The sequence below is a fragment of the Mycobacterium colombiense genome (assembly GCF_001953985.1).
Lineage (GTDB): Bacteria > Actinomycetota > Actinomycetes > Mycobacteriales > Mycobacteriaceae > Mycobacterium > Mycobacterium colombiense_B.
Map to the genome: position 1 here is coordinate 1 of NZ_MBEI01000016.1, position 19,349 is coordinate 19,349.

At 66.8% G+C, this 19,349-nt stretch carries 20 protein-coding genes and 1 pseudogene; 12 read left to right on the forward strand and 9 right to left on the reverse strand.

What is annotated here, in order from left to right:
- From A5732_RS02760 to A5732_RS02780, 5 genes and pseudogenes are all read left to right on the forward strand, one after another.
- Window positions 1–125 (forward strand): annotated as a pseudogene (locus A5732_RS02760) (4-hydroxy-2-oxovalerate aldolase); the annotation flags it as partial.
- A 63-nt stretch (window positions 126–188) separates the two neighbouring features.
- Window positions 189–500 carry a hypothetical protein gene (locus tag A5732_RS02765; protein ID WP_064951983.1) on the forward strand — a complete coding sequence of 104 codons (312 nt, stop codon included), beginning with the start codon at window positions 189–191 and terminating at the stop codon, window positions 498–500.
- 88 nt (window positions 501–588) lie between these two features.
- Window positions 589–1,716, forward strand: a complete 1,128-nt coding sequence (locus A5732_RS02770) for a hypothetical protein (protein WP_064882162.1) — start codon at window positions 589–591, stop codon at window positions 1,714–1,716.
- Window positions 1,713–2,495, forward strand: a complete 783-nt coding sequence (locus A5732_RS02775) for an SDR family oxidoreductase (protein ID WP_076100499.1) — start codon at window positions 1,713–1,715, stop codon at window positions 2,493–2,495. Before A5732_RS02770 ends, A5732_RS02775 begins: the two co-directional genes overlap by 4 nt.
- Window positions 2,495–3,640 (forward strand): sulfotransferase family protein, encoded by a 1,146-nt coding sequence (locus tag A5732_RS02780; RefSeq protein ID WP_076055038.1) that lies wholly within the window; start codon window positions 2,495–2,497, stop codon window positions 3,638–3,640. Before A5732_RS02775 ends, A5732_RS02780 begins: the two co-directional genes overlap by 1 nt.
- Window positions 3,641–3,814: 174 nt before the next feature.
- Here the strand turns inward: A5732_RS02780 and A5732_RS02785 are convergent, their stop codons facing one another.
- Window positions 3,815–4,273, reverse strand: a complete 459-nt coding sequence (locus tag A5732_RS02785) for a hypothetical protein (RefSeq protein WP_076100501.1) — start codon at window positions 4,271–4,273, stop codon at window positions 3,815–3,817.
- A 5-nt stretch (window positions 4,274–4,278) separates the two neighbouring features.
- Window positions 4,279–5,457, reverse strand: a complete 1,179-nt coding sequence (locus tag A5732_RS02790) for a Rieske 2Fe-2S domain-containing protein (RefSeq protein ID WP_076055041.1) — start codon at window positions 5,455–5,457, stop codon at window positions 4,279–4,281.
- 115 nt (window positions 5,458–5,572) lie between these two features.
- On the opposite strand from A5732_RS02790, the gene A5732_RS02795 reads away from it, so the two are divergent.
- Window positions 5,573–6,097 carry a gamma carbonic anhydrase family protein gene (locus A5732_RS02795; protein ID WP_076055043.1) on the forward strand — a complete coding sequence of 175 codons (525 nt, stop codon included), beginning with the start codon at window positions 5,573–5,575 and terminating at the stop codon, window positions 6,095–6,097.
- Here A5732_RS02795 and A5732_RS02800 read toward each other — a convergent pair.
- The 4 genes from A5732_RS02800 to A5732_RS02815 are packed head-to-tail and all read right to left on the reverse strand — an operon-like array spanning window position 6,094 to window position 9,772.
- Window positions 6,094–6,501 (reverse strand): nuclear transport factor 2 family protein, encoded by a 408-nt coding sequence (locus A5732_RS02800; protein WP_065050826.1) that lies wholly within the window; start codon window positions 6,499–6,501, stop codon window positions 6,094–6,096. The genes A5732_RS02795 and A5732_RS02800 overlap by 4 nt on opposite strands.
- The gene (locus A5732_RS02805; RefSeq protein WP_065050823.1) at window positions 6,498–7,697 is read right to left on the reverse strand and encodes a thiolase domain-containing protein; all 1,200 of its coding nucleotides are present in this window, start codon (window positions 7,695–7,697) and stop codon (window positions 6,498–6,500) included. Before A5732_RS02805 ends, A5732_RS02800 begins: the two co-directional genes overlap by 4 nt.
- On the reverse strand, window positions 7,697–8,761 hold the full coding sequence (locus A5732_RS02810; protein ID WP_076100503.1) for a thiolase domain-containing protein: 1,065 nt from the start codon (window positions 8,759–8,761) through the stop codon (window positions 7,697–7,699). Before A5732_RS02810 ends, A5732_RS02805 begins: the two co-directional genes overlap by 1 nt.
- A 15-nt stretch (window positions 8,762–8,776) precedes the next feature.
- Window positions 8,777–9,772 (reverse strand): Zn-ribbon domain-containing OB-fold protein, encoded by a 996-nt coding sequence (locus A5732_RS02815; RefSeq protein ID WP_178413022.1) that lies wholly within the window; start codon window positions 9,770–9,772, stop codon window positions 8,777–8,779.
- Between the two features lie 67 nt (window positions 9,773–9,839).
- Here A5732_RS02815 and A5732_RS02820 point away from each other — a divergent pair, with 67 nt between their 5' ends.
- On the forward strand, window positions 9,840–10,871 hold the full coding sequence (locus A5732_RS02820; RefSeq protein ID WP_076055051.1) for an LLM class F420-dependent oxidoreductase: 1,032 nt from the start codon (window positions 9,840–9,842) through the stop codon (window positions 10,869–10,871).
- Window positions 10,872–11,011: 140 nt separating this feature from the next.
- Here the strand turns inward: A5732_RS02820 and A5732_RS02825 are convergent, their stop codons facing one another.
- Complete coding sequence (locus A5732_RS02825) at window positions 11,012–11,734, reverse strand: acetoacetate decarboxylase family protein (protein ID WP_076100505.1); 723 nt, start codon at window positions 11,732–11,734, stop codon at window positions 11,012–11,014.
- Window positions 11,735–11,776: 42 nt separating this feature from the next.
- On the opposite strand from A5732_RS02825, the gene A5732_RS02830 reads away from it, so the two are divergent.
- Complete coding sequence (locus A5732_RS02830; RefSeq protein WP_076100507.1) at window positions 11,777–13,000, forward strand: cytochrome P450; 1,224 nt, start codon at window positions 11,777–11,779, stop codon at window positions 12,998–13,000.
- Here the strand turns inward: A5732_RS02830 and A5732_RS02835 are convergent.
- A complete protein-coding gene (locus A5732_RS02835) occupies window positions 12,972–13,847 on the reverse strand; it encodes a hypothetical protein (RefSeq protein ID WP_076100509.1) in 876 nt (291 codons plus the stop codon). The two genes, A5732_RS02830 and A5732_RS02835, sit on opposite strands and share 29 nt — an antisense overlap.
- A gap of 106 nt (window positions 13,848–13,953) precedes the next feature.
- On the reverse strand, window positions 13,954–14,817 hold the full coding sequence (locus A5732_RS02840) for a crotonase/enoyl-CoA hydratase family protein (protein WP_371915794.1): 864 nt from the start codon (window positions 14,815–14,817) through the stop codon (window positions 13,954–13,956).
- A 34-nt stretch (window positions 14,818–14,851) separates the two neighbouring features.
- Between A5732_RS02840 and A5732_RS02845 the strand changes: the two genes are divergently transcribed.
- The 4 genes from A5732_RS02845 to A5732_RS02860 form a co-directional block, all read left to right on the forward strand.
- Window positions 14,852–16,504: an acyl-CoA synthetase gene (locus A5732_RS02845; RefSeq protein ID WP_076100511.1), complete on the forward strand. Its 1,653-nt coding sequence runs from the start codon at window positions 14,852–14,854 to the stop codon at window positions 16,502–16,504.
- Window positions 16,501–17,268, forward strand: coding sequence for a fructosamine kinase family protein (locus tag A5732_RS02850; protein ID WP_076100512.1), 768 nt, complete (start codon window positions 16,501–16,503; stop codon window positions 17,266–17,268). Before A5732_RS02845 ends, A5732_RS02850 begins: the two co-directional genes overlap by 4 nt.
- 39 nt (window positions 17,269–17,307) lie before the next feature.
- Window positions 17,308–18,135 carry an amidohydrolase family protein gene (locus tag A5732_RS02855; RefSeq protein ID WP_076100514.1) on the forward strand — a complete coding sequence of 276 codons (828 nt, stop codon included), beginning with the start codon at window positions 17,308–17,310 and terminating at the stop codon, window positions 18,133–18,135.
- Window positions 18,132–19,349, forward strand: a 1,218-nt coding sequence (locus A5732_RS02860; protein WP_076100516.1) for an acetolactate synthase large subunit, incomplete at its 3' end; no start/stop codon positions are given. The genes A5732_RS02855 and A5732_RS02860, both read left to right, overlap by 4 nt.

Below are 19,349 nucleotides of genomic sequence, written 5' to 3' on the forward strand. Positions count from 1 at the left end.
CCGCTCACGAACTGTTGCACCGCGCCGGCCAACGCAAACTCATCGGCGGCCAAGAAGACCAGCTCATCGACATCGCCCTGGAGATCAAACGCGAGCGGGAAAGCGGCGCCGCGGCCCCGCGCTGACCCGCCGGTCTGGCCGACGGCGCACACAGGCGCCGCAAAGGTACCGCGAGTAACCTGACGCCTATGAGCACATCCAAGACAGTCGGCGCCCGTCGCCGCGGGCTGTACGGCCTGCTCGCCGGGGGGTTGATGACCGCTACCGCCGCAACGGTGATCGCGGTGCCCGTCGCGGGCATAGCCAGTGCGGATCCGCAATGCAATCAGGACGTGGGTGCATCCATCGACTCGTACCTGCAGCGGCATCCCGACCTGCACCAGCAATTGCAGCAAAGGTCGCAGGCGGAGGGCGGTAACGGCAACGTCATCGACTACCTGAACCGGCATCCCGACGTCCGCCAGCACCTGATCGACCTCTCCCACTCCTGCCCTCCCTAGTGAGTCGGCGTCGTCGCTGAACGCTGTGGCCGACGCGCGGGAATGTTCGCCATTGACGAAAAAGTAGAACACGTTCTAGCGTCTAGGCGTGTTCTCTGATTCCCTCACCGCTGCGATCGCAGAGGCCGAGCAGTTGGTCGCCGACGCACCGTTCATCGAGACCGAAGCCGACCTGCTCGAAGGGTTGCAGTACCTAGCCGGCTGTATCTCGGGCTGCATCCATCTGGCCGTGGACTACGACCGCGACCATCCTTTCCTGCAGTCGGGTACCGGGCCGTTCACCAAGATGGGCCTGGACAACCCCGACACCCTCTATTTCGGTACCCGGGTGCACGCCAACCACGACTACGTGGTCACGGGCAGGCGCGGGACCACCACTGACCTGAGTTTCCAGCTACTCGGCGGCGAGTACACGGACGACTTCGTGCCCGTCAGCCAGGCCGCGTTCGACGACCGCGAGCTCGAGATCGCGCCCGACGGCAGCTTCGAGTGGCGGGTGCGGCCGACGAGTCCGGGGCAGCTGGTGATCCGCGAGGTGTACGGCGACTGGGCGGCGCAGCGCGGCACACTGGCGATCTCCCGGCTCGACACGGCGGGCACCGCACCGCCGCCGTTGACCCGTGAGCTCATCGAAAAGCGTTACGCCACAGCGGGAAAGCAGCTTGTCCAGCGGGTGAAGACCTGGCTGCAATTCCCGCAATGGTTTTATCTCGACCTGCCGGTCAACACCATGGTGCCGCCGCGGCTGACTCCGGGCGGACTGTCCACGCAGTACTCGTCGGTGGGCCATTTCGACCTGCGACCGGATCAGGCGATGGTCATCACCATCCCGGTGTCCGACGCGCCCTACCTCGGCTTCCAGCTGGGCAGCCTCTGGTACATCTCGCTGGACTACATCAACCACCAGACCTCGCTGAACAACACTCAGGCGCAGGCGGATCCAGACGGCAAGGTCCGCATCGTGGTCGCCGAGCAGAACCCGGGAGTGACCAACTGGGCCGAGACGGTCGGCCACCGGCGTGGCTTCCTGCAGTTCCGCTGGCAGCGGGTGTCGCGTCAGCTCACCGACGCCGACGGTCCGACCGTTGAGGTGGTCGACATCGACAAGGTTCCGGCCGCGTTGCCGTACTTCGAGCACAACAAGATTTCGGAGGACGACTGGCGCGCCCGAATTGCGCTGCGCCACCAACAGATTCAGGCAAGGATGCTGGGATGACGAAGTTGCTCGACGGCAAGGTAGTGGTGATCAGCGGCGTCGGCCCGGGCCTTGGCACGACGCTGGCGCACCGATGCACACGAGAAGGGGCCGACCTGGTGCTGGCGGCCCGGACGCCGGAGCGCCTGGACGACGTCGCCAAGCAGATCGCCGACCTCGGAGGCCGTGCGACCACGGTGCGCACCGACATCACCGAGGACGACCAGGTGAACAACCTGGTCGATGCCACCTTGGAGGCCTACGGCAAGGTTGACGTGCTGATCAACAACGCATTCCGGGTGCCGTCGTTGAAACCGTTCTCGGGCACCAGCTTTCAGCATATTCGTGACGCGATCGAACTCAGCGCGCTCGGCGCACTGCGGCTCATCCAGGGGTTCACGCCGGCGTTGGCCGAGTCGAAGGGCTCGATCGTCAACGTCAACTCCATGGTGCTGCGGCACTCGCAGGCGAAGTACGGCGCCTACAAGATGGCCAAGTCCGCGCTGCTGTCCATGTCGCATTCGCTGGCCACCGAGCTGGGCGAGCAGGGGATCCGGGTCAATTCCGTTGCACCCGGCTATATCTGGGGCGAGACACTGCAGGGCTACTTCAACCACCAGGCCGGCAAGTACGGCACGACGGCCGAACAGATCTACCAGGCCACGGCGGCCGACTCCGACCTGAAGCGGCTGCCGACCGAGGACGAGGTGGCCTCGGCGATCCTATTCATGGCCAGCGACCTGTCCAGCGGCATCACCGGGCAGACCCTGGACGTCAATTGCGGGGAGTATCACACCTAATGGCAGAGCGCACCGATGTCGGCACCGTTGACGACCTGAAGGCGTCGGCCAGCAAGATGATCGGGCTGGATGATTTCGGTAGCAACGACGACAACTACCTCGAAGCGCTGGAAGTCCTGCTGGACTCCTACCGGCGAGACGCCGACTTGACGCCGTTGGGCAGCAAGATGAATCGGTTCTTCCTGCGTGGTGCGCTGGTGGCCAGGCTGCTTTCCGAATCTGCCTGGAAGCAATACCCGCAGCACGCGGACGTCGCCATCGAGCGGCCGATCTTCGTCACCGGGCTGGTCCGCACCGGCACCACCGCCTTGCATCGGCTGCTGGGCGCCGATCCCGCGCACCAGGGCCTGCATCTGTGGTTGGCAGAATTTCCACAGCCGCGCCCGCCTCGTGAAACCTGGGAATCCAACCCGTTTTACAGCCAGCTGAACGGACAGTTCGAGAAGCATCATGCCGAAAACCCGGACTACACGGGTCTGCATTTCATGGCGGCGTACGAGCTGGAGGAGTGCTGGCAGCTGCTGCGGCAGTCGCTGCATTCGGCGTCCTACGAAACGCTGGCGCACCTGCCCACCTACTCGCAGTGGCTGTCCCGGCAGGACTGGACGCCGTCGTATCAGCGGCACCGCCGCAACCTTCAACTGATCGGGCTCAACGACGCCGACAAGCGATGGGTGCTGAAGAATCCCAGCCACCTGTTCGCGCTGGACGCGTTGATGGCGACCTATCCCGACGCGTTGGTGATCCAGACGCATCGTCCGGTCGAAACGATCATGGCCTCGATGTGCTCGCTTGCGCAGCACACCGCCGAGGGATGGTCGACGTCGTTCACCGGCGCCCAAATCGGCGCCGACGCAATGGAAACGTGGTCGCGGGGGCTGGAGCGGTTCAACACCGCACGGGCCAAATACAGCCCGTCGCAGTTCTACGACGTGGACTACAAGGAGTTGATCGCCGACCCGATGGGTACGGTAGCCGACATCTACCGGCACTTCGGCCTGACGTTGACCGAAGAGGCCAAGGCGGCCATGGAAAAGACCCACGCCGACAGCCAGTCCGGCGCGCGGGCACCCAAGCACACCTACTCGTTGGCCGACTACGGCCTCAGCACCGAGACGGTCAAGGAGCGGTTTGCGGGCCTGTAAGTCACAGGCGCCACAAGAGTTTCCGAATCGGAGCTTTGACTTCTGCCCGCCTCTCAGCGACAACCTCTACGACTCTCCACGGCGCGATCGCGTTGTCGCTCAAAGGCGGGCACAACACCAACGCTTGCGCGCGGGGCCGACCCGCCGCGGGCCAGGACCCGGGGTGACGTTCGCTCAGTCGTCGTCCGGCTCGTCGTCGAGGTCGAGATAGCCCTCGGCGACCGCATGTTCAATGCTGTCAGCGAGTTTCGGGCACGACTTCGTGCGCGCGGTGTCGCCCCCGGACTCGCGCACCTCGGTGAAGTGCGCGCAGCGCTGCCACGCCTCGGTGTTCCACTGCACCGCGGTGTGTCCCGGCCCGAGCCTGCGAACGGTGACCCGCACGTGGCAGAACCGGCAGTCCACGGGCAGCAGACCCGAGCTCAGGTATCGCTCGCGGTCGGCGCGACTGGCTTCGGCAACCGCCGCGGCACGCTGTGGGTCGTTGGCGAAATCCATTGATTTCGACCAGGTTCCGCCCTTGCGCTCGGGGCCGGCCGGATGCTCGTCGTGGTCATGATGATCGCCATGCAGCAACAACATCGATCGCGCAAGCTGATCGACGTCAGGCACCGCCGGCTGATCGTCGCCCATGATTTCTAGTGTTGCTTGGCCGGCACGTCGTCGGTAGCCGTCTCGTCCGCCTCGGAGTCCTTGGCCTTGAGGTTCTCCTCGACCTCGGAATTCCAGTACTCGTTGGCGCGGGTGGTGTCCACCTCGATCTCGAAGCGCTCCACCATCTCCGGCTCGATGTCGGCGACGTCGACGTAGAACTGCTGATACCAGCGGCGCAGCTGGTACACCGCACCGTCCTCCTCGACCAGCAGCGGATTGTCGATGCGGGTCTTGTGCTTCCAGATCTCGACGTCTTGCAGGAAGCCCTTGCTGACGCCCTCGGTGAACACCTTCGACAGCTTGTCGGTCATCTTTTCGTCCATGCCTTTGGGCTTTTCGACGATGACACCCCACTGCAGCACGAACGAGTTCTGGGTCACCGGGTAGTGGCAGTTGATCAGGATCGACTCGGCCTTGTAACCGCCGTAGCTGTTGTGCAGCCAGTTGATCATGAACGACGGCCCGAAGTAGGACGCCTCCGAATCCAGATGCGCCTCACCGTACGACGTGCCGAGGTCATTGACGTCCGGCCGGCCGACGTTGTGCAGGTACTGCGACGCGATGTGGCCCTCGAAGACGTTCTTGAAGTACGTCGGCAACCCGAAATGGATGTAGAAGAAGTGCGCCATGTCGGTGACGTTGTCGATGATGTCGCGGCAGTTGGACCCCTCGATGAGGATGCGGTTCCAGCGCCACTCGGTCCACTCGTCGCTGTGGGCCTCCGGGATGTCCGGGATGCGCACGGCGGGGTCCGGCGGGTTGTTCTCGTGGTCGTGCCACACGAACAGCAGGCCGCCGCGCACGTCGGTCGTCCACGACCGCGTCCGCGCGGTCTTGGGTGTGCGCTTGGCGTAGGGGACCAGCTTGCAGCGGCCGTCGCCGCCCCAGCGCCAGTCGTGGAACGGGCAGGCGACCTCGTCGCCCTTGATGGTGCCCTCCGACAGGTCCCCGCCCATGTGGCGGCAGTACCCGTCGAGGACCTTGATGTCCCCGTGCGAGTCGGCGAACACCACCAGCTTGGTGCCGAACGCCTCGATCGAATGCGGCTTACCGTCCTGGAAGTCCTTGGCAACGCCCAGGCAGTGCCAGCCGCGGGCGTATCTGGTCGGCAAGTCGCCGGGATCGATTTCCCGGATGCCGACCGCCTTGGTGTCGGTACTCACCTGTCACCTCCAACTCGCTGGGCCTCTAACTAGAACACGTTACAGTTTTGCGGCGGGGGCGCGCAACGACGGCGAGCCTGGCCACCACATATGCGCACTGGGGTATATCTAAACGATGCCGCTGTTTGCGTTCGAGGGCCGCGCGCCACGGGTCGATCCCACCGCTTTCGTGGCCCCGACGGCCACGCTGATCGGCGACGTCGTGGTGGAGGCGGGGGCCTCGGTCTGGTTCAACGCCGTATTGCGCGGCGACTACGGACCCATCGTGGTGCGCGAGGGCGCCAACGTCCAAGACGGGTCGGTGTTGCACGCGCCCCCCGGCATCCCGGTCGACATCGGTCCCGGCGCCACGGTCGCGCATCTGTGCGTCATCCACGGGGTTCACGTCGGGCAGGAGGCGCTGATCGCCAACCACGCCACGGTTCTGGACGGTGCGGTGATCGGCGCACGCAGCCTGGTCGCCGCGCACTCGTTGGTGACGGCCGGGACCCAGATTCCGCCCGGCATGCTGGCCGTCGGCGCGCCGGCCCAGATCAAAGGACCGGTCGCTGGGACGGGCGCCGAGATGTGGGTCAAGGTGAACCCGCAGGCCTACCGCGATCTCGCCCTGCGGCATCTGGCCGGGCTGGATCCGCTCTAGACCTTGCGCGTGTTGGCCGCCGCGCGCTCCATCTCCCAGTAGGCACGGAGGGCCACCATCTTGCCCTCGGCGTTGACTCGGTAGGTGAAGACACCCTCGGCGGTCGTCTGGTACTCGCCCGTAGTGATGAGGATGTGCCCCACGTTGGCTTCCTCGTTGCCGCACTGATACGTGTCGCGGAAGAAGAACTCGATCTTCGTGGTGGGGGCGATGGCCTTGTCCCAGAAGGCCGAGATCGCGTCGCGGCCGCGGTGTCCCAGGCCTTCGGGGTCGAATACCGAAGGTCCGATCGGGTCCTCGACGATGGCGTCGTCGGCGAACACCGCCAGCCAGGCGTCCTTGTCCCGGGCCGCCACCGCCTCACGGGAGCGGCGGCCGGCCTCGTGCGCGGGATGCCCGCTCACGCATCGACCTTTTGGGCCGCGGGCTTGTCAGCGCCCACCACCCACATCGAGTAGTACTGCGAACCACCGCCGTAGGCGTGTCCCAGGGCCTTTCGCGCGTTGGGCACCTGGTGGTCGCCACCCTTGCCCATCACCTGAATTGCCGCTTCGGCGAAGCGAATCAGGCCGGAGGCACCGATCGGGTTCGACGACAGCACGCCGCCCGACGGGTTCACCGGCAGCCGTCCGCCGATCCTGGTTTCGCCGGATTCGGTGAGCTTCCAGCCCTCGCCCTCGGCGGCAAAGCCGAGGTTTTCCAACCACATCGGCTCGAACCAGGAGAACGGCACGTAGATCTCCGCGGCGTCGATCTCGTCGATCGGGCTCTCGATGCCGGCGGCCTTCCACAGCGCCGCGGACGCGTCTCGGCCGGCCTGCGGGCTGACCTGGTCGCGCCCGGAGAACTGCAGCGGCTCGGTGCGCAACGCGGTGGCGTGGATCCAGGCCACCGGATGTCCTTGCGCCAGGCGGGCTTCGGCGGCCTCCTCGTTTCCGATCACCACGGCTGCGGCGCCGTCGGACGACGGGCAGGTCTCGTCGTAGCGGATCGGATCCCACAGCATCGGCGACGACATCACCTTCTCGACCGTGATGTCGGGCTGGTGCAGGTGCGCCAGCGGGTTCTTGCTGCCGTTGAGCCGGTCCTTGACCGCGACAATGGCACCGATGTTCGTCGGCGCACCGGACCGGCGGATGTATGAGCGCACATGCGGGGCGAAGTAGCCGCCCGCGCCGGCACCCACCGGCTTGATGAAGGGGATCGGAATCGACAACGCCCACATGGCATTTGATTCCGACTGCTTCTCCCAGGCCATCGCGAGCACGCGCCGGTACTTGCCGGACTGCACCAGGCTGGCGGCCACCACCCCGGTGGACCCGCCGACCGATCCCGCGGTGTGCACGCGGATCAGCGGCTTGCCCGTGGCGCCCATGGCGTCGGCCATGAACAGCTCGGGCATCATGACGCCCTCGAAGAAGTCCGGCGCCTTGCCGACCACCACGGCGTCGATATCGTCGAAGGTGCTGCCGGAGTCGGCCAACGCCCGGTCGATCGCCTCGCGCACCAGGCCGTTCATCGAAACGTCTTGGCGCTTGGCGACGTACTTCGTTTGTCCGGTACCTAGTACCGCAGCAACGTTTGGCCCTGCACCGGCCATCAGTTCTTTCCTTCCATCACCGCGACCAAGTTCTGTTGTAGCGCAGGCCCGCTGGTGGCGTGCGCCAGCACCCGCTCAGCCGAACCGTTCCAGATGTGTTGTGCCGCAAAGCCGATGCGTTCGAGACCGGCGACGAACATGGGGTTGGCCGCCAGCGCGCCGCCGGACGGATTGACCTTGGTCGGTCCCGGTATCCGGATGGCTTCCTCGATGATCAGATGCTGGTGGGTGAACGGCGCGCAGATCTCGGCCACGTCGAGGTTGTCGGTCCGCCCGCCGGTGGCCACGTGGGCCGCGGCCTTGGTCGACGGGGACTCGGTGAGGTCCCGCGCGCCCAGTGACGGGGTTTCGATGCGATGCTCGATTCCGGTGATCCAGGCGGGATTTTCGCGTAGTTCGCGCGCCCGGTCGCCGGCCGCGAGCACGATGGCCGCGGCGCCGTCGGTGATCGGGGCGATGTCGTGACGGCGCAGCGGGTCGGCGAAGAACGGCCGCTCGAGCAGTTCGGCCACGCTGATGGACCCCTCCACGTTGTCCACCCGCCGCGCGTTGGCGAAGGAGTCGAACGCCACGCGCGCCATCTGCTCCTCGGTCCACTTGCCGGTGTCGAGCCCGAGGCGCGCCTGCAGCCCGGCCATCGAGATCGAATCGGGCCACAACGGTGCGACGGTGTAGGGGTCGGTCTGCCGCGACAGGATCTGACGCAGGACGCCGGCCGAGGACTTACCGAAGCCGTACACCAGCGCGGTGTCGACCTCGCCGGTCAGGATCTTGATGTAGGCCTCGTAAAGTGCCCAGGCCGCATCCATTTCGACGTGTGATTCGTTGATCGGCGGGACGGCACCGATCGAATCAATCGCCGAGATGAACGAAAATGCCCGTCCGGCAAGGTAATCGGATGATCCGGAACACCAGAAGCCGATATCGGTCCTGCTGATGCCCAGCTCCTCGTACAGCTGGGCGAAGCACGGGATCAACATCTCGACACCGTTGGTGGTGCCGTCGGTGCGGCGGACGTGTGGGGCGTGGGCAAAGCCGACGACCGCAACGTTGCGAGCGCTCATGTGCAGGTAAGCCCTTTACAGGTGGTGCTTGTAGGTGTCGTAGTCGGCGTCGGGTTCCCCGGTCGGCCGGAAGTACTCGATGTTGTCGATGCCGAAGCCCCACTCCTCGCGGGGTTTCCACACCGCCTCGACGCGCATACCCATCCGAACTTCGTGGGCGTCGATGTCGGCGACCAGATGCAGGAACGGGATGTCGGCTCCGTCGAGCAGCACGTAGGCCGCCACGTAGGGCGGCTTGATGCGCTGGCCCTGGAACGGGATGTTGATGATCGCGAACGTCGTGACGGTGCCCTTGTCCGGCAGCTCCACGAACTCGGTCGTCGGCTGGCCGGTGGCCGGGTCGGCGCCATGCGGCGGGAAATAGACCTTGCCGTTCTCGCCCGTCTTCGCGCCGAGCAGCTTGCCCTGCGCGATGGCCCGCAGGTAGGCGCTCTCCTCGTGGGAGGCGCTGTGCTGGATGGTCAGCGAGACGGGCGTGACGATCATGGTCACCGGGTCTTTGTCGCCGTCCGACTGCTCGGTTACGGCCTCGGCTTCGTCGCCGAGCGCGAAATAGGCGATGTCGGTGATGGCGCCCACCGGCTCGTCCACCCAGTGCACATGCACCCGGGTGCCGGTCTTGATCGCCTTCGGCTCACCCGCGTCCACCGCGTGGATCAGCGGGGTGTCGGCGCCGTCCAGCTTGATCAGCGCCCAGGCGAACGGGCGGTCCAGCGGCTGGCCCTCGATCGGCTCGGGCTGCCAGGTCCACGAGACCACGGTGCCGACACTGGACACCGGTACCATCTCGCCCAGCGGCTCATAGGTGACCGGGTCATATTCCGCCGGCGGCACGTGCACCCGGCCATCCGATCCGCGCACACCCAGGACGTGGCGGTCACGCAGCGCGGTGAAGAACTTGCTCAGCGTGGGGCCGACCGAACGGGTGTAGTCGAAGGACAACGTCAGTGGCGCGGCGAGTGGTGGCTCAGGGTGATCCATCAGGGGCGGGCTACTCGAGCTGGCTGTCACGTCATCGAGTAGAACAGGTTCTAAGAACGGATTCAACATCGGGTCGGCGACGGAAGGGCAAAGACGAATGAAGCTCGGATTGCAGCTGGGATATTGGGGCGCTCAGCCGCCGCAGAACCATGGCGAGCTCGTCGCTGCGGCCGAAGAGGCCGGATACGACGCCGTCTTCACCGCCGAGGCCTGGGGTTCGGACGCCTACACACCGCTGGCCTGGCTGGGTTCGTCGACGTCGCGGGTGCGGCTGGGCACCTCGGTGGTCCAGCTGTCCGCCCGCACCCCGACGGCCTGCGCCATGGCGGCCCTGACGCTCGACCACCTGTCCGGCGGGCGGCACGTCCTCGGCCTCGGCGTCTCAGGCCCGCAGGTGGTCGAGGGCTGGTACGGCCAGTCGTTCCCCAAGCCACTGGCCCGCACCCGTGAATACATCGACATCATCCGGCAGGTATGGGCGCGCGAGGCCCCGGTGACCAGCGCCGGGCCGCACTACCCGCTGCCGCTGACCGGCGAGCGCGCAACGGGTCTGGGCAAGCCGCTCAAGCCCATCACCCATCCGCTGCGGGCCGACATCCCGATCATGCTGGGTGCCGAGGGACCGAAGAACGTCGCACTGGCCGCCGAGATCTGCGACGGCTGGCTGCCGATCTTCTACACGCCACGGATGGCCGACACCTACAACGAATGGCTGGACGAGGGATTCGCCCGCCCCGGCGCACGCCGCAGCCGGGAGAACTTCGAGATCTGCGCGACGGCCAACATCGTCATCACCGAGGATCGCAGCGCCGCCTTCGCGGCCATGAAGCCCTATATCGCGCTCTACATGGGTGGGATGGGCGCGGAGGACACCAACTTCCACGCCGACGTCTACCGCCGGATGGGCTACTCCGAAGTGGTCGACGACGTGACGAAGCTGTTCCGCAGCAACCAAAAGGACAAGGCGGCGGAAATCATCCCCGACGAGGTGATCGACGACGCCGCGATCGTCGGCGACCTCGACTACGTGCGTAAGCAGATCAAGGCCTGGGAGGCCGCCGGCGTCACCATGATGGTGGTGTCCGGCCGCAGTACAGAGCAGGTCCGCGAGCTGGCGACGCTGCTCTGACACCCGCCCACGACAAACTAGAACACGTTCTAATTTTCTTGCCAGGGGCTTAGAACGCGTTCTAGATTGTCCGGATGACACGCCCGACGACGATGCAGAGCGTGCAGCGCGAGCCGGACAGTCGATCCCGGCCCGGCCGGTCAGCCGAGCGGGTGGGCGTCGCCGAATGTCATCTCGACGTGGCCGACAGATCCAGAGACCATCGCCCGCTTCGGCAGGCCCAGCGACGCCAGCTCCTCGGCGTAGGCGTGATCGCCCAGCCGCAACTTCGCCCCGCCGAGCTGACCGCGTACCCCGCGCACCCGCATCTCCCAGGGCACTTCGCGGGTGGTGCCGTCGGCGAAGGTGTAGGTCTTGAGCACCTGCGGGCGCGACGTGAACGTCGAGGGCACCGGCACTCCGCGGGCGAAGTCGATGCCGGCGATGTGCGCGCCGTCGGCGCTGACGTCGAATCCGAACCGGCCGTGCTCGCGAACGGTGAAGTCCGCCATGATCTTCGGGAATCCCCAGATCGAGCGCCCGGCTTCCAGGGTGAAGCTTTGGTCGACGGGCAGATGGTGGATGAACGCGGCCGCATCGCCCAGTGCCCGCCAGCCGTGCGCCGTCGAGCCGGGTGGGTTGACCATGACGCAGGTACCGAATTCGTTGTACTGCCCCAGATCGCCGTCGATGTAGCGCGCCAGCATCAGGTTCACCACCGCCCGGCCGGGGCGGGTCTGGCAGACCTGCAAACCGCTGTAGTCGATAAGGCGTTGTGCCGCTTGCGCATCCACCGAAAACATCGCGGTGTGTACGTCCGCTTTTCGTATCCGCACCGGCATGGTGAGGACTGTCCCCGCAACTACGTGTTGTGACTCAGCCATGCCGGTTACTGTAATCCGCTCGTCAACATTTGGAGGCTGTGAATGACTTCGACCATCCCCGAAGCAATCTCGAACATCGACCTGACCGACGGCAACTTCTACGCCGACCGTCACACGTCGCGCGAGGCCTATCGATGGATGCGGGCCAACCAGCCGGTGTTTCGTGATCGCAACGGACTGGCCGGTGCTACCACGTATCAAGCCATCCTCGACGCCGAGCGCAATCCGGAACTGTTCTCCAGCACGGGCGGCATCCGTCCCGACCAGCCCGGCATGCCCTACATGATCGACATGGACGATCCGGCACACCTGGTGCGGCGCAAGCTGGTCAACGCCGGGTTCACCCGTAAGCGGGTGAAGGAGAAGGAGCCGTCCATCGCCAAGCTGTGCGACACCCTGATCGACGCGGTGTGTGAGCGTGGCGAGTGTGACTTCGTCCGCGATTTCGGCGCGCCGCTGCCGATGGCGGTGATCGGCGACATGCTGGGCGTGTTGCCCCAGGAACGCAGCATGCTGTTGAAGTGGTCCGACGACCTGGTGTGCGGGCTGAGCTCGCACATCGATCCGGAATCGGAGGTGGCCCAGAGCGTGATGAACGCTTTCGCCGCCTACACCGCGTTCACCATGGACATCATCACCAAGCGGCGAGCCGAGCCCACCGACGACCTGTTCTCCATTTTGGTGAACGCCGAGGTGGAGGGTCAGCGGATGTCCGACGACGAGATCGTCATGGAGACGCTGCTCATCCTCATCGGCGGTGACGAGACCACCCGGCACACGCTGAGCGGGGGGACGGAGCAGCTGGTGCGCCACCGCGACCAGTGGGATGCCCTGGTGCGCGATCCCTCGCTGCTGCCCGGCGCGATCGAGGAGATGCTGCGCTGGACGTCGCCGGTGAAGAACATGTGCCGGATCCTGACCGCCGACACCGAATTCCACGGCACCTCGCTGCGTGAGGGCGAGAAGATCATGCTGCTGTTCGAGTCGGGCAACTTCGACGAGACGGTGTTCGAGGACCCGGACAACTTCGACATCCGGCGTAACCCCAACAGCCACATGGCTTTCGGTTTCGGCACGCACTTCTGCCTGGGGAATCAGCTTGCGCGCCTGGAACTTTCGATGATGACCGAGCGGGTGCTCAAGCGGCTGCCGGACCTGCGGCTGGCCGACGACGACTCGGCCCTGCCGCTGCGGCCGGCGAACTTCGTCAGCGGCCTGGAAGCGATGCCGGTGGTGTTCACCCCGAGCGCGCCGCTGCTGAGCTGATTTCCTGCGCCGTTCGGCGCGTCCAGGCCGCCGACACCCGAGCGATGACGCCACCTGCCGTGTCCTCTGCGGTGATGCGTATGTTGATCCAACCCATTTCCGCGAGTGACTCCGCGCGTCGAATGTCTTTGCTGAATTGCCGTCGGTCAGACCGGTGGTGATCCCCGTCGTACTCGACGGCCAATTTGATGTTCTCCCAGCCCATGTCGAGCACGGCGACCAGCTCGCCGTAGCTGCCGTAGACGGGAATCTGCGTGCTCGGGCGCGGGTAGCCGGCAGCGATGAGCAGCAGTCGCAACCACGTCTCCCGCGGCGACTCCGCCCCCGCGTCAACCAGTGCGAGTGCGCGCCGCGCGCGGCGGACGTTGCGATGGCCCTTGTAGCGCTCAGCGAGCGACTCGACTTCGGCGATGTCGAGTTTCGTTGCCCGAGCGAGCGCGTCGAGGGCCGCGACCGCTTTGCCAACCGGGTTGCGGCAAGCGATGTCAAAGGCCGTACGCGCCGCGGATGTCGTGGGTATGCCGCCGATCACCCGAACTTCATTGCGTGCCAGTGAATCCGACCAGGTGTTGATGCCGGGCGGTGGACGGCGGTGTTGGTAGAACAATTGTGCTGGTGCCCGGTGGTCGACCCATTTGGCGCCGTGCAGCGCCGAGGCTGAGCGCCCGGCGACGACGCCACGGCGCCGCGACCACAGCCAAGCAGCTTGCGCGCGCGACGTGGCGGTCAGTTCGGCGGCGGGGGCGACGTAGACGTCGGGGTGCAGCGCGACGAATCGACTCCGCAGCCGGTGCCGGGTAAGGGAGCCGGTTGCGAGCGCCTCGCTGCCGATGAAGGGTTCGTGCACGCGAGCAGTGTGGCGCGAAGGACCGACGGCGATGCCGAGCGTGAACTCAGGGCGGAAAATCGGCCGAAAAGTCGCCCTGAGTTCACACTCGGCGAAGGGAAGGCGTCTAGCGGTTTTTGAAGTTGGGCTTGCGCTTCTCGGCGAACGCCCGCGGGCCTTCCTTGGAGTCCTCGGAGAGGAACACCGGAATTCCGTTGGCGGTGTCGGGCTTGAAGGCCTCTTCCTCGTGCATGCCCTCGGTCTCGCGGATCGTCTTGAGGATCGCCTGCACGGCCAGCGGGCCGTTGTTCTCGATGACCTCGGCGATCTCGAGCGCCTTGGTCAGCGCCTGGCCGTCGGGAACGACGTGGCCGATCAGGCCCATCTCCTTGGCTTCGGCGGCGGTGATGTGCCGTCCGGTCAGCAGCAGGTCGCAGGCCACGGTGTAGGGGATCTGGCGCACCAGGCGGACCGCCGAGCCGCCCATCGGGTAGAGGCTCCACTTGGCCTCGGAGATGCCGAATTTGGCGCTCTCGCCGGCGACCCGGATGTCGGTACCCTGCAGGATCTCGGTGCCCCCGGCGATGGCCGGGCCCTCGACGGCGGCGATCAGTGGCTTTTTCAGCCTGCGGCCTTTGAGCAACGCGTCGATTCGCGACGGGTCGTAGCTGCCGTCCTTGAACGACTCACCCGGCGGCTTCTGGGTTGCTGCCTTGAGGTCCATGCCCGCGCAGAAGTAGCCACCGGCGCCGGTCAGGATGCAGCAGCGGATGTCGTCGTCGTTGTCGACGCGGTCCCAGGCCTGGACCATGATCTCCATCATTTCCGTGCTCAAGGCGTTGCGGCGGTGCGGCCGATTCATGGTCACGATGAGGGTGTGACCACGCTGTTCCACCAGCGCGTCGGGTCCGGTCTCCCCGTTTTCTGTGTTTGCTGGGGTTCCGGCATTCTCCACGGACACGGCTACCGCCTTTCCCTCGACAATGGGCACGAGCTTGCCTCGAAATGTAACACGTTCTAATTTGGTGGCCGTGGCCTTGAATATTGCCGACCTTGCAGAGCACGCCATCGACGCTGTGCCCGACCGTGTCGCCCTGATCTGCGGCGACGAGAAGTTGACCTATGCCCAGCTAGAGGAGAAGGCCAACCGCCTGGCTCACTACCTGTTGGAGCAGGGGGTGAAAAAAGACGACAAGGTCGGACTGTACTGCCGCAACCGCATCGAGATCGTCATCGCGATGCTCGGCATCGTGAAGGCCGGCGCCATCCTGGTGAACATCAACTACCGCTACGTCGAGGGCGAGCTGCGCTACCTGTTCGAGAACTCCGACATGGTCGCGCTGGTCCACGAGCGCCAGTACTCCGACCGGGTGGCCAACGTGCTGCCCGAGACCCCCGCCGTCAAGACGATCCTGGTCGTCGAGGACGGCAGCGACAACGACTTCAGCCGCTACGGCGGTGTCGAGTTCTACTCGGCGATCGGGGGCAGCTCACCCGAGCGCGACTTCGGTGAGCGCAGCGCCGACGACATCTACCTGCTCTACACCGGCGGCACCACCGGCTTCCCGAAGGGCGTGATGTGGCGCCACGAGGACATCTATCGGGTGCTGTTCGGCGGAACCGACTTCGCCACAGGCGAATTCGTCAAGGACGAGTACGACCTGGCCAAGGCCGCCGCGGCCAACCCGCCGATGGTCCGCCACCCGATCCCGCCGATGATCCACGGCGCCACCCAGTCGGCCACCTGGATGTCGATCTTCTCGGGCCAAACCACGGTGCTGGCACCGGAATTCAACGCCGACGAGGTCTGGCGCACGATTCACGACCACAAGGTGAACCTGCTGTTCTTCACCGGCGACGCGATGGCGCGGCCGCTGCTGGACGCGCTGCTGGCCCACCAGGACAAGGGCAACGAATACGACCTGTCGTCGCTGTTCCTGCTCGCCTCCACCGCGGCGCTGTTCTCGCCGAGCATCAAGGAGAAATTTCTCGAGCTGCTGCCCAACCGGGTCATCACCGACTCCATCGGATCGTCGGAAACCGGATTCGGCGGCACCAGCATCGTCGCCAAGGACGCGCCGCACGCCGGTGGCCCGCGCGTGACGATCGACCACCGCACCGTCGTGCTCGACGAGGAGGGCAACGAGGTCAAGCCCGGCTCCGGTGTGCGCGGCTTCATCGCGAAGAAGGGCAACATTCCCGTCGGTTACTACAAGGACGAGAAGAAGACCGCCGAGACGTTCAAGACCTTCAACGGCGTGCGCTATGCCATCCCCGGCGACTTCGCCGAGGTCGAGGCCGACGGCACCGTCACGATGCTGGGCCGCGGCTCGGTGTCGATCAACAGCGGCGGCGAGAAGATCTACCCCGAGGAGGTCGAGGCCGCGCTCAAGGGCCACCCCGACGTCTTCGACGCCCTTGTGGTCGGCGTGCCCGACCCTCGGTACGGGCAGCACGTCGCCGCCGTCGTACAGCCCCGGCCGGCCGCCCGGCCCACGCTGTCGGAGCTGGACAGCTTCGTGCGCTCCGAGATCGCGGGCTACAAGGTGCCGCGCAGCCTGTGGCTGGTCGACGAGGTCAAGCGCTCGCCCGCGGGCAAGCCCGACTACCGCTGGGCCAAGGAGCAGACCGAGGCCCGTCCCGCCGACGATGTGCACGCCGCCCACGCCACTGCGTGACCGACTTCGTCAAACGTAATCCCGCCGCACCGACCGGTTTCTTCGCGGCCGAAGCCGCAGGGCTGCAATGGCTTTCGGCCGCCGAGGGCGGCGTGCCGTGCGCGCAGGTCGTCTCGGTGGACGACACGAGCCTGACCCTGCGACGCCTGGAATCGGTGGGCCCGACCCCCGAGGCCGCGCGCACGTTCGGCGCCCGCCTGGCCGTCACGCACGACGCCGGCGCCCCGGCGTTCGGGGCCGGGCCGGACGGCTGGGACGGGCCGGGCTATTTCGGCCCGCTGTCGCAGCCCCTGCCGATGTCGCTGTGCCCGCACCGCGACTGGGGCGAGTTCTACGCCGAGGAACGGCTGGCCCCGATGGCCGAACTCGCGGCCCCGCGGCTCGATGCCCGCACCCGCGACGCCGTCGACTCCGTCGCGGCGCGTTGCCGTGCGGGCGATTTCGACGACGACGACCGGCCGGCCCGGCTGCACGGCGATCTGTGGAGCGGGAACGTGATGTGGACGCCCGACGGCGTGGTGCTCATCGACCCCGCCGCGCACGCCGGCCACCGCGAGACCGACCTGGCGATGCTCGCACTGTTCGGCTGTCCGCACTACGACGCGGTGATCGCCGGCTACCAGGAGGCGCGACCGCTACGGCCCGGCTGGCGCGACCGCATCGGGCTGCACCAGCTCTTCCCGCTGCTGGCGCACGTCGTGCTGTTCGGCGGCGGGTACGCGCAGCAGACGCACGCCTGCGCCCGCGCGGCGCTGACCATCTGACCTCGGTCCGCGGCGGGCCCCGGTCTAGAGTCGAATCGCATGACGATCGATGTCTGGATGCAGCATCCGACCGCGCGGTTCCTGCGCAGCGACATGCTGGCATCCCTGCGGCGGTGGACGGGCGGGACAATCCCCGACACCGACATCCCGATCGAGACGACCCTGGCGTCGATGGACGCCGCCCGCGTCGAAGTGGGTGTGCTCAGCGCCTGGCGCGGGCCCGGCGGGGCGGACCTCGTCTCCAACGACGAGGTGGCGCAATGGATTGCCGCGCACCCGGACCGGCTCGCCGGCCTGGCCACCGTCGACCTGGACCGCCCGATGGAGGCCGTCCGGGAGTTGCGGCGGCGGATAGCCGACGGAGGATTCGTGGGCCTGCGGGTGGTGCCGTGGTTGTGGAATGCCCCGCCCACCGATCGTCGCTATTACCCGCTGTTCGCCCAATGCGTGGAATCCGGCGTGCCGTTCTGCACGCAGGTCGGTCACACCGGCCCGCTGCGTCCGTCAGAGACCGGCCGGCCGATTCCCTACATCGACCAGGTGGCGCTGGACTTCCCGGAGCTGGTGATCGTCTGCGGCCACGTCGGCTACCCGTGGACCGAGGAGATGGTCGCGGTGGCCCGCAAGCACGAAAACGTCTACATCGACACCTCGGCGTACACGATCAAGCGGTTGCCGGACGAACTCGTCCGGTTCATGAAGACCGGCACCGGACAGCGAAAAGTGTTGTTCGGCACCAACTATCCGATGATCACCCACGAGCACGCGCTGGCGGGACTGGACGAACTCGGGCTGTCCGACGAGGCTCGCCGAGACTTCCTGCGCGGCAACGCCGAACGAGTTTTCCGACTGGAGGCAATGAAGTGAACGGTGCCCAGGCCCTGATCAACACCCTGGTCGACGGGGGCGTCGACGTGTGTTTCGCCAACCCGGGCACGTCGGAGATGCACTTCGTCGCCGCACTGGACGCCGTGCCGCGGATGCGCGGCGTGCTGGCGTTGTTCGAGGGGGTCGCCACCGGCGCGGCCGACGGCTATGCCCGCATCGCCGATCGCCCGGCCGCGGTCCTGCTGCATTTGGGCCCCGGCCTGGGCAACGGCCTGGCCAACCTGCACAACGCCCGTCGCGCGCGGGTGCCGATGGTGGTGGTGGTCGGCGACCACGCCACGTATCACAAGAAGTACGACGCTCCACTGGAATCCGACATCGACGCGCTGGCCGGTAGCGTCTCGGGATGGGTGCGCCGAACCAGTGACGCCTCCCAGGTCTCGGCCGACGCCGTCGAGGGCATCGCGGCCAGCCGATGGGGTTCACAGATCTCGACCCTGATCCTGCCCGCCGACGTGTCCTGGTCCGACGGCGCCCAGCTGTTCTCCAACCTGGAGGCGCAGCCGACGGGCGCCGATCCGCTGCTGGCGCCCGAGGTGCTCGAGGTGCTTCGCTCCGGCGAGCCGACGGTGATCATGGTGGGCGGCGACGCCACCCGCCGCGCCGGGCTGGCAGCGGCCAGCCGGATCGCGGCGGCCACCGGTGCCCGCGTGCTGTGCGAGACCTTCCCGACCCGCCTGGAGCGCGGCGCCGGCGTCCCCGCGGTCGACCGGCTGGCGTATTTCGCCGAGGCCGCGACGGCCCAGCTGGACGGCGCCAAGCATCTGGTGCTGGCCGGCGCCAAGTCGCCGGTGTCGTTCTTCGCCTACCCGGGCATGCCCAGCGATCTGGTACCGGCCGGCTGCGAGGTGCATGTGCTCGCCGAATACAGCGGCGCGGCAGACGCTTTGATCGCCCTGGCCGATCAGCTGGCGCCGGGCACCGAAGCGCCGGTGGCGCCCGCATCGCGGCCCCAGCTGCCGACCGGTCCGCTGACCTCCGCGTCGGCCGCCGACGTGATCGGGGCGCTGTTGCCCGAAGGCGCGATCGTGGTCGACGAGTCGAACACCTCCGGTGTGTTGCTTGCGGGGGCGACCGCCGGCGCGCCGGCGCACGACTGGCTGACCCTGACCGGCGGGGCGATCGGCTACGGCATCCCGGCCGCGGTGGGCGCCGCGGTGGCCGCCCCGCACCGTCCGGTGCTGTGTCTGGAA

Coding starts and splice junctions, on each gene's coding strand:
- A5732_RS02855 (WP_076100514.1), top strand. CDS start 17,308: ATGACGATCGATGTCTGGATGCAGCATCCGACCGCGCGGTTCCTGCGC.
- A5732_RS02765 (WP_064951983.1), top strand. CDS start 189: ATGAGCACATCCAAGACAGTCGGCGCCCGTCGCCGCGGGCTGTACGGC.
- A5732_RS02785 (WP_076100501.1), bottom strand. CDS start 4,273: ATGGGCGACGATCAGCCGGCGGTGCCTGACGTCGATCAGCTTGCGCGA.
- A5732_RS02780 (WP_076055038.1), top strand. CDS start 2,495: ATGGCAGAGCGCACCGATGTCGGCACCGTTGACGACCTGAAGGCGTCG.
- A5732_RS02830 (WP_076100507.1), top strand. CDS start 11,777: ATGACTTCGACCATCCCCGAAGCAATCTCGAACATCGACCTGACCGAC.
- A5732_RS02820 (WP_076055051.1), top strand. CDS start 9,840: ATGAAGCTCGGATTGCAGCTGGGATATTGGGGCGCTCAGCCGCCGCAG.
- A5732_RS02795 (WP_076055043.1), top strand. CDS start 5,573: ATGCCGCTGTTTGCGTTCGAGGGCCGCGCGCCACGGGTCGATCCCACC.
- A5732_RS02805 (WP_065050823.1), bottom strand. CDS start 7,697: ATGGCCGGTGCAGGGCCAAACGTTGCTGCGGTACTAGGTACCGGACAA.
- A5732_RS02775 (WP_076100499.1), top strand. CDS start 1,713: ATGACGAAGTTGCTCGACGGCAAGGTAGTGGTGATCAGCGGCGTCGGC.
- A5732_RS02825 (WP_076100505.1), bottom strand. CDS start 11,734: ATGGCTGAGTCACAACACGTAGTTGCGGGGACAGTCCTCACCATGCCG.
- A5732_RS02810 (WP_076100503.1), bottom strand. CDS start 8,761: ATGAGCGCTCGCAACGTTGCGGTCGTCGGCTTTGCCCACGCCCCACAC.